Origin of the sequence: Rhizobium aouanii, assembly GCF_037002925.1 — a bacterium.
Classification (GTDB): Bacteria; Pseudomonadota; Alphaproteobacteria; order Rhizobiales; family Rhizobiaceae; genus Rhizobium; species Rhizobium aouanii.
The window spans coordinates 20,943-34,814 of sequence record NZ_JBAMYD010000019.1 but is presented as its reverse complement, the minus strand read 5'-3'; the positions used below and the strand labels follow the sequence as shown (position 1 = coordinate 34,814).

General features: G+C 60.1%; 14 protein-coding genes. 7 read left to right on the top strand and 7 right to left on the bottom strand.

Going from position 1 to position 13,872, the window contains the following annotated elements; translation table 11 throughout:
* Nucleotides 1-65: 65 nt before the first annotated feature.
* On the bottom strand, nucleotides 66-452 hold the full coding sequence (locus tag V8P77_RS28125; RefSeq protein ID WP_168288168.1) for a cupin domain-containing protein: 387 nt from the start codon (nucleotides 450-452) through the stop codon (nucleotides 66-68).
* A gap of 349 nt (nucleotides 453-801) precedes the next feature.
* Nucleotides 802-2,019: an ROK family protein gene (locus tag V8P77_RS28120; protein WP_335915347.1), complete on the bottom strand. Its 1,218-nt coding sequence runs from the start codon at nucleotides 2,017-2,019 to the stop codon at nucleotides 802-804.
* Between the two features lie 198 nt (nucleotides 2,020-2,217).
* Between V8P77_RS28120 and V8P77_RS28115 the strand changes: the two genes are divergently transcribed.
* The 5 genes from V8P77_RS28115 (at nucleotide 2,218) to V8P77_RS28095 (ending at nucleotide 8,832) form a co-directional block, all read left to right on the top strand.
* On the top strand, nucleotides 2,218-3,492 hold the full coding sequence (locus tag V8P77_RS28115; RefSeq protein WP_335915345.1) for an ABC transporter substrate-binding protein: 1,275 nt from the start codon (nucleotides 2,218-2,220) through the stop codon (nucleotides 3,490-3,492).
* A 253-nt stretch (nucleotides 3,493-3,745) separates the two neighbouring features.
* Entirely contained in the window at nucleotides 3,746-4,630 is an 885-nt protein-coding gene (locus V8P77_RS28110) for a carbohydrate ABC transporter permease (RefSeq protein WP_335915344.1), read from the top strand.
* The gene (locus tag V8P77_RS28105) at nucleotides 4,630-5,481 is read left to right on the top strand and encodes a carbohydrate ABC transporter permease (RefSeq protein WP_003541045.1); all 852 of its coding nucleotides are present in this window, start codon (nucleotides 4,630-4,632) and stop codon (nucleotides 5,479-5,481) included. Before V8P77_RS28110 ends, V8P77_RS28105 begins: the two co-directional genes overlap by 1 nt.
* 58 nt (nucleotides 5,482-5,539) lie before the next feature.
* Entirely contained in the window at nucleotides 5,540-6,685 is a 1,146-nt protein-coding gene (locus tag V8P77_RS28100; RefSeq protein ID WP_335915340.1) for an ABC transporter ATP-binding protein, read from the top strand.
* 14 nt (nucleotides 6,686-6,699) lie between these two features.
* A complete protein-coding gene (locus V8P77_RS28095) occupies nucleotides 6,700-8,832 on the top strand; it encodes a beta-galactosidase (protein WP_335915477.1) in 2,133 nt (710 codons plus the stop codon).
* A 233-nt stretch (nucleotides 8,833-9,065) separates the two neighbouring features.
* On the opposite strand, the gene V8P77_RS28090 is transcribed toward V8P77_RS28095, so the two are convergent.
* Nucleotides 9,066-10,046 (bottom strand): LysR family transcriptional regulator, encoded by a 981-nt coding sequence (locus V8P77_RS28090; RefSeq protein WP_373694615.1) that lies wholly within the window; start codon nucleotides 10,044-10,046, stop codon nucleotides 9,066-9,068.
* A 48-nt stretch (nucleotides 10,047-10,094) separates the two neighbouring features.
* On the opposite strand from V8P77_RS28090, the gene V8P77_RS28085 reads away from it, so the two are divergent.
* Complete coding sequence (locus tag V8P77_RS28085) at nucleotides 10,095-11,081, top strand: MBL fold metallo-hydrolase (RefSeq protein ID WP_335915338.1); 987 nt, start codon at nucleotides 10,095-10,097, stop codon at nucleotides 11,079-11,081.
* A gap of 280 nt (nucleotides 11,082-11,361) precedes the next feature.
* On the opposite strand, the gene V8P77_RS28080 is transcribed toward V8P77_RS28085, so the two are convergent.
* Both V8P77_RS28080 and V8P77_RS28075 read right to left on the bottom strand, forming a co-directional pair.
* Nucleotides 11,362-11,988, bottom strand: a complete 627-nt coding sequence (locus V8P77_RS28080; protein WP_335915337.1) for a hypothetical protein — start codon at nucleotides 11,986-11,988, stop codon at nucleotides 11,362-11,364.
* Nucleotides 11,989-12,214: 226 nt separating this feature from the next.
* On the bottom strand, nucleotides 12,215-12,622 hold the full coding sequence (locus tag V8P77_RS28075) for a lysozyme inhibitor LprI family protein (RefSeq protein ID WP_335915336.1): 408 nt from the start codon (nucleotides 12,620-12,622) through the stop codon (nucleotides 12,215-12,217).
* Between the two features lie 21 nt (nucleotides 12,623-12,643).
* Here V8P77_RS28075 and V8P77_RS28070 point away from each other — a divergent pair, with 21 nt between their 5' ends.
* A complete protein-coding gene (locus tag V8P77_RS28070; protein ID WP_335915334.1) occupies nucleotides 12,644-12,958 on the top strand; it encodes a hypothetical protein in 315 nt (104 codons plus the stop codon).
* 4 nt (nucleotides 12,959-12,962) lie between these two features.
* On the opposite strand, the gene V8P77_RS28065 is transcribed toward V8P77_RS28070, so the two are convergent.
* On the bottom strand, nucleotides 12,963-13,301 hold the full coding sequence (locus V8P77_RS28065; protein ID WP_335915332.1) for a slr1659 superfamily regulator: 339 nt from the start codon (nucleotides 13,299-13,301) through the stop codon (nucleotides 12,963-12,965).
* A gap of 7 nt (nucleotides 13,302-13,308) precedes the next feature.
* Complete coding sequence (locus tag V8P77_RS28060; protein WP_335915331.1) at nucleotides 13,309-13,869, bottom strand: slr1658 superfamily regulator; 561 nt, start codon at nucleotides 13,867-13,869, stop codon at nucleotides 13,309-13,311.
* Between the last annotated feature and the right edge of the window lie 3 nt (nucleotides 13,870-13,872).

Sequence of the window (13,872 nt, the reverse complement as noted above, 5' to 3'; positions counted from 1 at the left end):
GGAAACTTGATCCGAGGATCCCTGCCGCGGCAGCCCCGATCCGGACGGAAATTTCTACGAATGGCTCACTTGGCGGGCACGACGAGCGGCGCCCCTTTGCGAACGATGTAGGTTGCCAATTCCGACGCCTTGCCGTTGCCGACGTTCTTCGCTGAGTGAACGACACCCGAGGGGATGAACAGGGATTGGCCGGCGTTTAGGGTAACGGGCTTTCTGCCCTCGAGTTGATATTCCAGGGTTCCCTCGATGACGAAGGCGACTTCCTCGCCGGGATGCGAGTGATTGGGGGCGAGAACACCTGGAGCCAAATCGACGCGCACCTGAACGACCTCGTGGCCGGGCACATCGATATCGCTCTTGATGAGATCGGTGCGCTGTATCGGTTGTTCTGCATGTGCTGTTGCTGCGCCGCCGAGAACAAGGGCGAGGGCGATAGCCTGGATCTTTTTCATGTCGTCATCCTTCCTGAATTGACCATTTCCGACCGGTTGGCCGCATCGGGATTTAAGTCGATGATTGAACCAGGGATGTGTCGGCAAACCCGCATTTTTGTAAGCCAGTGTATCTGCGGCGCGATCGGTCGTAAGGCTGCTCTGACGTGGTCCTATTTAGAGGCGATGCGGGGTTGGCGAGAACGCCAACCCAATCTCCCTCATCTCTGTGCTCGTCACAGAGATCCAGTGCGCCCAGGTCCCTGGGCGCGGGAGACTTGTTCCTGCAGCAGAGTCAATCACGGCGCGGACGCGCCGTGATTGGATTCCTGTGACAGGCACAGGAACGTGGGTGACGCCATTGCCTGAATTAGGCGGCCGACGATGAGTCCACGGGTCTGACGCCGGTAAGATTGGCAATGTCCGTGATGCCGCCGGAGGATTCGAAGTCGAATATCTTCTGCGTCACCAGGGCTGCGGCACCTCGGGCCCAGGAATTGTCCTCCCAGTCGGGCAAGAGGGGCGGGGCGGTTCGGAAGGTCCGGGCGGCGAGGGCTTCGCGCAGCGGCGTCAGGAAAGGGTCGCCGAGGGAGACGGCTTCGCCGCCGGCGACGATGACTTCGGGATCGGTAATGTTGACGAGATTGGCAAGGGCGGTGCCGAGGGCGCGGCCGGAATTGGCAACGAGGGCGAGAGCGGTGGCATCGCCTGATGCGAGCGCAGCCGTCAGTTCCGGCAGCCCCAGTTGCTCGCGGCCTGTCTCCTCCCGCCAGCGTCTCAGCATCGAGGCTTCCGAGTGATAGGCCATCAGGCAGCCGCGCTTGCCGCATTCGCAGAGCCGGCCGTTCTCCTCGTAGAGCGTGTGGCCGAATTTGCCGGCCGCACCATTGGCGCCGCGATAGAGCTTGCCGTCGATGACAAGCGCGCAGCTGATGCCGACGCCGACGGCCAGAACCGCCATGTTGCGATGCTGCCGGCCGAGCCCGAAGAGCTGCTGGGCAATGGCATAGGCGTTGGTGTCGTCTTCCAGCCAGACCGGCACGTGGACGCGGGCAGCGACCAGTGAGGCGAGGGAAACATTGTCCCATTTGAATCGGTAGCTGCGCACGCAGGCCGTCTGTTCGTGGTTGATGACGCCGGGCATCGAGATGCCGATGCCGGCAAGCCGCGCCTTCGGCCGCCCGGCGAGCTTCACCAGTTCGGGCACCGTGCCCGCCAATAGATCGGCGATGTAATCCGGATCGTGGCCGTCGAGGCCGACGCGCATGGCGGCGACGGGGTTGGTGGCAAGGTCGGTTGCCACGCACTCCACCGAATCGACCATGAGTTTAAAGCCGACGGCGAGCGCGTGCTCGTAATTGATATCCACCGGGATCGGGCGCCGCCCGGTAAGGCCGGGCACGGTCTTCCCTTCGATGACGATACCTTCTTCCAAAAGGTCGGCGACGACGAAGGTGACGGCGGCCGGGCTCAAGCCGATGACGGTGGCGATATCGGCGCGGCTCCTCGGCCCCTCGCGACGGAGGAGGTTGAGGATGAGGCGTCGGTTCATGGCTCTCGCCGTGGTCTGGTCGCCTTTCAGCTTCACGATACATTCCTTAATTTTGTAAATTAATTATTGCGGGCTGGTTCGATATATGCATAAGTTTGGCCGCCGATCAACTCAGCCAGGCGGATTATACGCCCGGATCGCGGGCGGATCGCAGCGTTGAATGCCTGATCGAGCGCTTCGTGGAGGAGGCCGCTTGGACCAGGCGGTGTCGATTGATCAACTGGGAGGAATTCAATGGCATTCTCAAAGCAATTTCCGTCGACCACCCGCAGGAGCTTCCTGAAGGGTGCGGGCATGGTGTCTGCCGCTGCGGTCACCGGCAGTTTTCCGATCCCTGCGATCGCGCAGGCCCAAGAGGTCACGATGATCTCGGCCGAAAACAATGGCGCCGCGCTCGAAGCGCTGAAGGCGATTGCCGCAGGCTTCAGCAAGGAAGCCGGCGTCAACGTCGTCATCAACAATATGGACCACGAGGCCCACAAGACGGCCATTCGCAACTATCTCGTCGCCGGCGCGCCTGACATTTGCTCCTGGTTTTCGGGCAACCGCATGCGCGCCTTCGTCAAGCGCGGCCTGTTTGACGACATCTCCGACCTTTTCGAGAAGGAGAAATACAAGGACGTGCTGGGTGCCACAGCCGGCGCCGTCACCGACGAGGGCAAGCAATATGGCCTTCCCACAGGCGGCACGCTCTGGGGCATGTTCTACCGCAAGGATGTGTTCGAACAGCATGGCCTGACCGTGCCGAAGACGGCCGAAGAATTCATGGCTTATGGCGACAAGTGCAAGGCCGCGGGCATCACGCCGGTCGCGATCGGCACCAAGGAATTGTGGCCGGCGGCCGGCTGGTTCGATCAGATGAACCTGCGCATCAACGGCCTCGACAAGCATATGGCGCTGATGAACGGCGAGATGAGCTATCTCGATCCCGCGCTGACGGCGGTTTTCGACCAGTGGGAGGCGATGATTTCGAAGGGGTTCTTCACGGAGAACCATACGTCCTTCGGCTGGCAGGAGGCGGCGGCGCTGCTGGCGCAGAAGAAGGCCGGCATGATGAACCTCGGCGCTTTCCTGCGCTCGGCTTTCACCGCCGAAGATCTGCCGCAGCTCTCCTATGCGACCTTCCCGGTGCTCGACGCCAAGATGGGCCACTTCGAGGAGTTCTCGGTCAATTCGATCCACATTCCCGCCAAGGCCAAGAACAAGCAGGGCGCACGCGAATTCCTCGCCTATTTCTACAAGCCGGAGAATCTTTCGGCCTATCTGGAGCCGGGCGGCAACGTGCCGCCACGCAGCGATCTTCCGCCGAGCAAGGATCCGCTCGTCAATGTCGCCGTCGAGACGATGAAGACGGTGCAGGGCACGTCGCAATATTACGACCGCGACAGCGACCCCGACATGGCGCAGGCAGGCCTCGTCGGCTTCCAGGAGTTCATGGCCAAGCCCGACCGACGCAAGGCGATCCTGACGCGCCTCGAAGGCACGCGTAAGCGCATCTACAAGATTTAAGGGGCGGGTGCCGGCCCACGCCTGGTTCTTCGCCTGAGGCTGCCCCTCACCCTAACCTACCGGGGCCGAGCCACTCGTCTCGACCCGTCCTCGGACCCCCGTAAACGGGGCGAGGGGACGTGCCATACGAGAGGCTGCTGGGGAACCGAGAGGTTGCCGCATATCCCCTTCGCCCCGTTTACGGGGAGAAGGTGGCGGCAGCCGGATGAGGGGCGGGTCGCCGCTTGCTTTTGTCGTAAATGAGGCTCCTGATATGTTGATGTTATGGCGCCGCCAGCGCTGGTGGCTCACCCCGACTTTACTCATCGCGCCGGCGATATTGTTATTCTTCACGGTCATCCTGCTGTCGGCCGTCAGAAGCCTCTGGATCAGCCTGCACGACTGGGATGGCTTCGGCCCGATGGTGTGGATCGGCTTCGGCAATTACGTTGAGCTTTACAACGATCCGCAATTCTACGTGTCGCTGAAGAACAACCTGATCTGGCTGGTGATGTTCATGGCAGCACCACCTCTCGGGCTCGCCATCGCGTTGCTGGTCAACCAGAAAATCCGCGGCATGCGCTTCCTGAAGTCGCTGTTCTTCATTCCGCTGGTGCTTGCCTCAGTGACGGTCGGCGTCGTCTTCACATGGGTCTATACGCCGGAGTTCGGGTTGCTCGCACTGATCTTCAGGGCGTTCGGGGCGACGGCGCCCGCGGTTCTCTCCGACGAACATTTCGTCACTTTCGCCATCGTGATTGCCGCGCTTTGGCCGCAGATCACCTTCTGCATGGTGCTTTATCTCGCCGGCCTCAACAATTTGAGTGAAGAGCTGATCGGGGCAGGGCGCGTCGATGGAGCGAGGGGCTGGAACATGTTGTGGCACATCGTGCTGCCGCAACTGACCCAGGTCACTTTTATCGCCATTGCAGTCACCGTCGTCGGGGCACTCAGGTCCTTCGACATGGTGTCGGTGATGACGAACGGCGGCCCGTTCGGTTCGTCCTCGGTTCTCGCCTACCAGATGTTCGAGCAGTCGATCTTCTCCTACCGCTTCGGTTACGGCGCGGCGATCGCCTCGGTGCTGTTCGTGATCATGGCGGTGTTCATCGTCTGGTACCTCAGCCGCATCATCCATACCGAAGAAAGGGGAGGCTGATGTATCCTCGTCCCATTCCCGATGCCGCCGTCTGGCAGCGCCGTCTCTACGTGCTTGCCGTCGTCATCGTCCTGCTGCTCTGGCTCTGCCCGCTGTTTGCGATCATCCTCACCTCGTTCCGTTCGACCGAGGATGTGATGGGCGGCAATCTGTGGGGATGGCCGACCGGCATCGGCGTCATCGACAATTATACTGATGTCTTCACGCAGACGCCGATGGCCCGCTACTTCCTCAACAGCCTGACAATCACCATTCCCTCGGTGATCGGCGTACTGGTGCTCTCCACACTCGCCGGCTACGTGCTGTCGCGCTATCGCTTTCCCGGCAACATGCTGATCTTCGCGCTGTTCGTCGGCGGCAATTTCCTGCCGCACCAGATCATGATGATCCCGGTGCGCGACCTGATGGTCCGGCTCGACCTGATCGATACGACGGCGGCGCTGATCATCTTCCATGTGGCCTTCCAGACCGGCTTTGCGACGCTGTTCATGCGCAATTTCATCGCCGCACTGCCCGACGAGCTGTTCCAGGCGGCGCGCGCCGAGGGGGCGTCTCCCTTCCAGACGCTATGGCATGTGGCGATCCCGCTGGTGCGGCCGGCACTTGCCGCACTCGCCATCCTGATCTTCACCTTTATCTGGAACGATTACTTCTGGGCCGTAGTGCTGACCGTCAGCGACTCCGTCAAACCTGTGACTGCCGGCCTTGCCAATCTTCGCGGCGAGTGGGTCTCGGCCTGGAACCTGATTTCCGCCGGCACCATCGTCGTCGCCGTACCGCCCGTCGTCATGTTCTTCCTGATGCAGCGCCACTTCATCGCCGGCCTGACGATGGGAGCGGTGAAGGGATGAGCGATCTCGACAACAGGCCCTTGGAAGTTCCGATTTCAACAGCAGAGAGCCAGGACGCATGACCAGTCTCGAACTCCGACAGATCAACAAGAATTACGGCGCCTATCACGCGCTGCGCGGCATCGATCTTTCCGTCGCGCAAGGCGAGTTCATCGTCATGGTCGGCCCCTCCGGCTGCGGCAAGTCCACGCTTCTGAAGACGATCGCCGGCCTGGAGGAGATCTCCTCCGGCCAGATCCTGATCAACGGCCGCGACGTCAGCAAACAGGAGCCAGGAGATCGCGGCATCGCCATGGTCTTCCAGTCCTACGCGCTCTATCCGCATATGACGGTGGCGGAGAACATGGGCTTCGGTTTGCGCATGGCCAAGCGCCCGAAGGCCGAGATCGAGGCGGCGGTGACGCGCGCAGCCAAGATCCTGAGGATCACCGACCAGTTGGAGAAGCGGCCGAAGCAGCTCTCCGGCGGGCAGCGGCAGCGTGTGGCGATCGGCCGGGCCATCACCCGTTCGCCCGACGTCTTCCTCTTCGACGAGCCGCTGTCGAACCTCGATGCGGCACTTCGAACCCAGATGCGTGTCGAGCTCAGCAGCCTGCACGCCGAGCTCGGCGCCACCATGGTCTATGTCACCCACGACCAGGTGGAGGCCATGACCATGGCAAGCCGCATCGTCGTCTTGAACCAGGGGGTGATCGAGCAGGTCGGCTCGCCGCTCGAACTCTACCGCAACCCGGACAATCTCTTCGTCGCAGGCTTTCTCGGTGCCCCACGGATGAACTTCCTCGGCGTTACCGTCGACGAGGTGTCCGGCCGCAATGTCACGGTCTCCGCACCGGGCCTCGTGCCGGTGACGGTGGAACTGGCGGAGGCGACGGTGCTGGCGAAGGGCGCCAGCCTGACGCTTGGTGTGAGGCCGGAAAACATATCGATGGTCGCCGACGGGGCGCAGGGCGGGGCGATCAACGGTCACGTCCGACTGGTCGAGCATCTCGGGCGCGAAACCATTCTCTATGTCGACGCCGGCAATCTCAGGACCATCGCCTCGGAAAGCGGCACCGGCAACATCACGGTGCAGCTGAGTTACGTCGCGCCTTTTGCCGCCGACCAGAACGTGGCGCTGAAGCTCGACGCCAACGAACTCTATCTCTTCTCTCCCGACGGCGGCCGCACGATCAGCACCCGCAAGACCATCCTCGACAAATAGGAAAGACCATGCCCGTGTCCGACAAGACCCTCTCCGTATGGAATCCCGTCAAGACCGACCGCTTCCTCGTCGGCGCCCCGCACTATCCCGAGCACGTCGATGAAAGCTACTGGGAGCGCGACGCCGAGCGCATGGCGAAGGCCGGCTTCAACGTGGTCAGAATGGCCGAATTCGCCTGGCATATTCTCGAGCCGAAGCTCGGCACCTTCGATTTCGACCTGTTCGACCGTGCCATCGCCATGCTCGGGCGCTACGGCATCGACACGATCATGTGCACGCCGACGGCAACGCCGCCGCGCTGGCTGACCGTGGCGCATCCGGAGATCTTAAGGGTCGACGGCAAGGGCCGGCCGATGAGCCATGGCTCGCGCCAGCATTGCGACACGGCAAGCCCGGTCTTTCGCGAACATAGCCGGCGCATCACCAAAGCGATGGCCGAGCATTATCGCGACAATCCTTTTGTCGTCGGCTGGCAGACCGACAACGAGCTGAACACCAGCATGCCGGAGAGCTTTTCCAAGGCAACGCTCACCGAATTCCAGGCCTTTCTTGCCGGAAGATATGGCGAGATCGGCAAGCTCAACGCGGCGTGGGGCGGTGATTTCTGGGCGACGGCCTATGACAGCTTCGACCAGGTCGTGCTGCCAATCGAGTTCGGCCCGACCTTCCCGAGCCCCGGCCATCTGCAGGATTATCACCGTTTCCTCGCCTTCTCGACGGCACGCTTCCAGCACGATCAGGTCGAGATCCTGCGCGCCGTGAAGCCTTCCTGGTTCGTCTTCCACAATCTCGGGGGGCTCAGGGATATCGATTTCCGCGGCCAGTTCAGCAAGGATCTCGATTTCGTCGGCTACGACATCTATCCGATGCTCTATGACGAGTTCCAGCGGCTCGGAAACCACGCCAAGGTCCAGGCACTGCACCTCGATATCTGCCGCGGCTTCTCCGGCAACTACATCGTGCCTGAGCAGCAGTCGGGTTTCGGCAGCCAGCCGGGCTTCTGCACGCTGACGCCGGAGCCGGGGGAGCTGCGTCGCATGGCGCTTTCCTCGGTTGCCCATGGCGCCGACGGGTTGATGTTCTTCCGCTGGCGGCCTGCGCATTTCGGCGCCGAGATCTACTGGATGGGCATCATCGATCATGACGATATCGGCCGCCACCGCTATGAGGAGGCGAAGCGCTTCGCGACCGAAATGACGGCGCTGAAGGACAAGATCCTCGGCACCTATGTGCGCATGGATGTCGGCATCGCCGGCTCCGATTTCGACAATCAGGAAGCGCACAAGACCTATCCGATCGGCCTGCCGAGCCCGCAGGACGATGCGATCCTGCTGCACCAATATTGCTACGACCGCGGCATTGCCTGCGGGTTCATTCATCCCGAGGACGATCTTTCCAAGCTGAAGCTGCTCTATGTGCCCCATTGGGTGATGTGGAAGGACGAATGGACCGAGAGGCTGAAATCCTTCGCCGAGCAGGGCGGCACCGTCGTCATCGGCGCGCGCACCGGCACGCGCAACGAAGACAATCACGTCATCCGCGAGACCGCGCCCGGCACCTCGCTGTCGCAACTCACAGGCGTACGTATCGAGGATTTCGGCCGTCTCGCCGCCCCCGGCGCCAACGGGCTTTTCGATGTGATGGAACGTTCGGGCGGGCTTGTCATTCCGCCGAGCAAGCCGGCGGAATCGTACAGGCGCGAGCGCCGCTTCAAGATCGGCAACCGCGAACTGGTCGGCGGCTATTTCTATGAAAACCTGGCGATCGCAAACGATGTCGAGGTGGTTGCGGCCTGGTCCAACCGTTATGCCGAAGGCCAGCCGATGGCGACGTCGCGCAAGCTCGGCAAGGGGCAGGTGGTCTATGTCGGCACCTATCTCACTCCGGATCTGACGGCAGCGCTTGCCGAGCGGCTGTTTGCGCCCGTCGGCATCGAGCCGCTGATCGGCGACCTTCCCGAGGGCGTCGAGGTGACCATGCGGATGAATGACGACCGCCAGTTGCTGTTCATCCAGAACTACACCGACCAACCGGCCGCCATCGGCGGCGTTCCCGCTGGCCGTGATCTCCTCGATGACGAAAAGCCCGTTGCCGGTAGGCTCGATCTCGAAGGCTACGGCTGCGCGATCATCGAGCTCGCGGGGTGAGTTGCGCTCGCCAGGCGAAAGCGTGGCGAGGGCTGCTGCTGCATTCTCCGTCGTCCTCGGCCTTGAGCCGAGGATCCATATCACGGGCGCCGACGGGTGCCATGTCGATGCTCCGGTCGGTCTCCAGCATGATGGAGAGGACTGCCAGCGGAGGGACTCATTCATAGCGCAGAGGCGCCGATCACGTCCTTTCAGGTCGAGAAGCGAGTCAGGCGTAGGTCATGACCGTTCAATTAAGCCGGCATCCGGGACAGCTTCCAATCGTAGGAACGCAAGAAGCTCACCAATGCTCGCATGGCGGCGCTGGAGTGTCTTTTGCTCGGGTAATAAAGATACCAGCTTGGCAAAAGGGGACTCCAATCCTTCAGAACCTCCGTCAACCGGCCGTTCATCAGGTAGGGTGCGGCGTAGTCCTCGAAGATATGGGCCAATCCGCATCCGGCGACAGCGGCCTGCAGTTCGTTGTGTGCTGAACTCACCGTCAATCGCCCCTCCGGCAAGACTTCGAGGGCGTCTCCGCCCTTTTCAAATTTCCAGGATACCAGCGTGCCGCCGGGAAATCGTCGCCGAATGCAGTTGTGGCCGGCGAGATCATTGGGGGTCAGAGGCAGGCCATGCTTTGCAATATAGTCCGGCGACGCCACGATCGCGTATCGAAGCAATGGTCCCAGCGGTACTGCGATCATATCTTGTGCCAGTTGTTTTCCGAACCGAACGCCCGCGTCAAAGCCTTGCTCGACGATGTCGATGACCGCTGCATCGCTGATGAGCTCGACCTTGATGTCGGGGTACGTGTCCATAAAGGTAAACATTGCCGGACAGAGCAGGTGATCGATTGCGGGGCCTGGCGCATTGATGCGAAGGGTGCCGGACGGGTTTTCCTTTAACTGGTTAAGGTCATCGACTGCGAGACGGATGTCCGTTAAAGCTGGACCGAGGCGCTGCAGGAGACGCTGTCCCGCCTCCGTCGGCGCGACGCTTCTTGTTGTCCTGTTGAGCAGGCGGATGCCGAGCGCCTCTTCCAAAGCGTTGATTGTCTGGCTGAGTGCCGATGATGAAACGCCTCGCTCCAAGGCGGCGGCCCTGAATCCGCCGCACCTGACGATCGCCGCAAAAACATCCAGGCTATCCAAGCGAAACTGATCCATTGCGAAGCTTACCTTATCAAGCTGCGTAGATTTGCTCGTCTTATCAGCGCAGTGATTTGAGGTCATCTAAATACCTCACCGCACATGCGGATTTGTCGACTGAAAGGAAAAGCAATGGATCGACTCACATTGAACCGGCGAACGGTCATGGTTTCAGCGGTTGCTGGAACGGCCGCTCTGCTGCTTGGAGGTTCAGCCGGATCAGGCAAGGCGCAGGCGCAGAGCCCGGACGCCCGTAATGTTGGATATTATCGATTTCGGGTTGGGCAGATCAAAGCGACAGTTTTGAGCGATGGCGTGATCGGCGGCCCACCGACGGTCTATGCCAACGATGCTCCGGAGGCTGAGCTGCAAGAGGTCCTTCGTCGCGCTTTCCTTCCTACCGATCACATGACCCTTCAACTCAACACGCTGCTGCTCGAGGTCGGCGACAGGCGGATATTGCTTGAGGCGGGAGCCGGGGCCACGATGGGACCGAATGCGGGGCGTGTGTTCGACAATCTCGCCGCCGTCGGTCTCGATGCAGGCGATATCGACACGATCGTGGTGTCCCACACGCATCCTGATCACATCGGCAATCTCAGCACTCCCGAAGGCAAAAAAGCGTTTCCCAAGGCCACCGTCTACGCACCCTGGGCAGACTGGGATTTTTTTGTGCGCAACAATCCCGATCTCTCCTATATGCCGGTACCAAGGGACTTTCGTGACCGGTTTGCAGCGGCGATCAAACGGAGTGTCGAGCCGATCGCAAAGGACATCGAGCTCTACGAGGCAGGTGCGGAAATCACGCCGGGCCTCACCACGATAGCTGCGCCCGGACATACGCCTGGCATGGCAACATTCCTGGTCCACTCGGGAAACGACCAACTGCTCCTCACTGCGGACCTTGCCTATCACCCGGTCATCAACATCGACCATCCATGGCGACCCGGACCTGACAGAGACAAGGACACCGCGCTCGCGTCGCGCCGCCGCATATTCGATATGGCCGCGACCGATAAGCTCCTTGTTCTCGGGTTTCATTACCCTTTCCCTGGGCTCGGACGAATGCTCAAGACCGACATGGGTTACGCCTGGGTCCCGGCGGGCTGGCAGTTTTGACCAGACATCGAACTGGAGGTTTCCTCATGACCCGAACGACGGTGCCGCCGTCGAGAGGTTCCGTCCGACGTGGTCTGGCGAAGCTCGATCGAAGCGGAAATCACTTCCGCTTCGGTCCGAAGCACTCGTGCTCCCTGCCGATGGCAGGCAGAGATCACGGCCGAGGCATCAGAAACATGCAAAAAAAGCATTTCCGTACTCAAACAAAACGGAAATGCTCTCTTAATTTAGTGCGGAGCTATACTTGTCAGCTCCCCACTGCTCGCACCTGAATTCGCGGCTATTCGTCTGATGTCGCCGGCGCGGCGTTCTCCAGCGAGGTGCGGATTTGATCGATCTTCCCGTTTGCGTCGCCGACCCCGAGGATGGTTTTGGCCTGGCTCAAAACCGCCGGACTGACTTCACCGGTTTTCGTTGCGGAAGCCAATGCGTCCTCCAGCGCCTCGTCCCCCAACAGAGGGTCATCGGCGGTGGGTTCGATTCCATTGTCGAGTTCATATTGGGCGTAGGCCACGGCGTAGGCGGCGATAGCCGTCATGCGTGGGTCCGATGTATGCATCAACGCCTTGTAGTTTCGCTTCAAGGAGTTCAGGCCCGCAAGTTGCGCCGACAGGTTCTTTTCTTTCGTGCTGACTTTGGTCTCGTCTGCCTTGACGGACTTGGACTTGCTTGCCGCCTCGGTGGACTTGCCTTTCACGCCTTGCGATTTGGAGCTGCCATGGGTTGAACCGCTACCTTGGCTGCTGCTGCCATGGTTGCCGCTGTTTCCACCACCGCCGCCGCCATTGCCCCCGCCGTTTCCACCGCTCTTTGCCAGTGCGGCCATGTCGATCCCGGCAATCGTTACCGGGCTTGCTGCAAGAGCCAGCGAGAGCAAGGCCAAGGACGCTAAGGTTGCCGTCCGCATCGTTTTCCTCCGAACCAGATCATCAAGCGCCGGGCAGATGCACGGCTTGAGCAGATACGAGAGGTTAGATGTTGATCGCCCCTTGCACATCGGACCGAGGTCCGATGCCGGTCCCGGCTATAGTCCTACACGGCTTCATATACTTAACGATTCCTGGTCGGAACGGCCGACGGGACGGGAAGGCGGGAGACCGAGGAACCCGGCGCAACTTCGATATTTTAGATGTTTAATTTGCCCCCGGGACCGGGCAGTCCAGGTCCCCGTCATTGCAGTTCAGGTAAACCTTGAGCGCTTCCGTGCGGCTTTGAGTCAGGCCGTCGTGGCACGAACTGTTGACGAACGGATAGGCGGTGCCACCCTGGACGGTCGAGCTTTGGAAATTGCACTCGGCATCACGGAACGCGATCCATGCCTTCTGGGTCGCTACGAGAAGCTTGGTGGTGTCGGCATCATCCTTCAGCCGACCTTCGATCTCCTTGTAGACCCTGTTCATCTCCGCATCCGACTTCTTCAGGGATTCAGCAGCGCAGATGTTCATGTCCGACTGATTTGTCTTATCGCCGCAGTTATCATCTGCAAATGCGAACGTTGACGTCGTCAGGACCAAAGTGGCGGACAGCAACAAAGTTCTCATAATGGACCTCTTTCCGATTGAATGAATATCCAAACACCGCATGCCCCGTTGCTGGTATTATCCCCGATTTCTGCTCCCTGCCATCAAGTCGACGCCATCTCACCATTCATTTTGGATGGGTTGGTGACGGTTTCATTACCTTGGTACGCCTTGCTGAGCGAGCACGACACATTCCAGGCTTGCAGTCCATTTTCGGTGAGCAGTATCTCGGCCATACCTTGGCATAACTGGAAACAGCTCGCCGATCCGGCAGCCGCGGGCCTGTTATCGAAAGATATCGACTTCATACAGGACGCCTCGCTGGGTTTTGCGAGAGTGTCAAACGGCGTTGACTAGAGAATCACGCCAAGCGCAAATCGACAAGCGGGTGTAACTTCTTGAGATTCGGCAGCGATTTCGCTTGCCAAGGATATTGGCTGGTGCCTTTGACGACGAGCAGGAGGTCGCCCATCTTTCTGGCTTCAATCGTCAGCTTGGCCAAAAGATTTATGCCGGAGGAATTGAGGAATTCGAGACCCGTCAGATTGAAGGTCACCTGTTTGTGCCCCTCATGGAGCAGGCCGGATACCAGTGAGTAAATAGGCGCATAGGCGTCCGGTCCTGCCAGCCGGAATATGCCATCGAAATACACTTCGTTTTTCTCAGCCCATACGCGGAAGTTTTCGTCGCTGATTTCCATTCTTCGCTCACAGATTGGAGGAGGGCGGCATCGCCACAGCTGCAGTCGTCGTCAGTATGATACGCTGGTCGTTGTTCTCTTCGAATGCCCATGCCATTTTTGCATCGTAATCGCTCAGAAGGGTGAGCAACCCCAAGCCCGAACCGCTTTCTGCCGATATGGCATTGGTTTCGATTTGCTCAAGAAGAAGTTCCCCGGGGTCCCTCGACTGGAGGCGATGCAGCAGTTGCTGAAAGCGATAAGATGTCACGCCATCGATCGTGTTTTTCACCCTTATTAAAAAAGTACCGTCGAATATTCCGGCTTCAATGAGGATCTCCCCAGGCTGTCGAAACTTGACGGCATTTTCGATCAACTCATTGCTGAGATATCCGATATCATGATGCGCCTGCACGTAGTCTTTCCTTGAACGTGAATACCGCAGAGCCATGACTTCCGCTATCAAGTCCGAAGTCATTCCTGAGTGCTTCCATCCAAGCTGAAGCGGTCCGTCGCTTAACGTGAGGCGAGTGCTTGAATCCAAGCTTATGCCCGCCAGAGATTGGATACCATATACCGTTGGCGTCATGCG

Excerpts from the sequence above, each read along its gene's own strand:
- V8P77_RS28125 (WP_168288168.1), bottom strand. The coding sequence starts at position 452 with ATGAAAAAGATCCAGGCTATCGCCCTCGCCCTTGTTCTCGGCGGCGCA.
- V8P77_RS28115 (WP_335915345.1), top strand. The coding sequence starts at position 2,218 with ATGGCATTCTCAAAGCAATTTCCGTCGACCACCCGCAGGAGCTTCCTG.
- V8P77_RS28110 (WP_335915344.1), top strand. The coding sequence starts at position 3,746 with ATGTTGATGTTATGGCGCCGCCAGCGCTGGTGGCTCACCCCGACTTTA.
- V8P77_RS28105 (WP_003541045.1), top strand. The coding sequence starts at position 4,630 with ATGTATCCTCGTCCCATTCCCGATGCCGCCGTCTGGCAGCGCCGTCTC.
- V8P77_RS28100 (WP_335915340.1), top strand. The coding sequence starts at position 5,540 with ATGACCAGTCTCGAACTCCGACAGATCAACAAGAATTACGGCGCCTAT.
- V8P77_RS28090 (WP_373694615.1), bottom strand. The coding sequence starts at position 10,046 with ATGACCTCAAATCACTGCGCTGATAAGACGAGCAAATCTACGCAGCTT.
- V8P77_RS28085 (WP_335915338.1), top strand. The coding sequence starts at position 10,095 with ATGGATCGACTCACATTGAACCGGCGAACGGTCATGGTTTCAGCGGTT.
- V8P77_RS28080 (WP_335915337.1), bottom strand. The coding sequence starts at position 11,988 with ATGCGGACGGCAACCTTAGCGTCCTTGGCCTTGCTCTCGCTGGCTCTT.
- V8P77_RS28075 (WP_335915336.1), bottom strand. The coding sequence starts at position 12,622 with ATGAGAACTTTGTTGCTGTCCGCCACTTTGGTCCTGACGACGTCAACG.
- V8P77_RS28070 (WP_335915334.1), top strand. The coding sequence starts at position 12,644 with ATGAATATCCAAACACCGCATGCCCCGTTGCTGGTATTATCCCCGATT.
- V8P77_RS28065 (WP_335915332.1), bottom strand. The coding sequence starts at position 13,301 with ATGGAAATCAGCGACGAAAACTTCCGCGTATGGGCTGAGAAAAACGAA.
- V8P77_RS28060 (WP_335915331.1), bottom strand. The coding sequence starts at position 13,869 with ATGACGCCAACGGTATATGGTATCCAATCTCTGGCGGGCATAAGCTTG.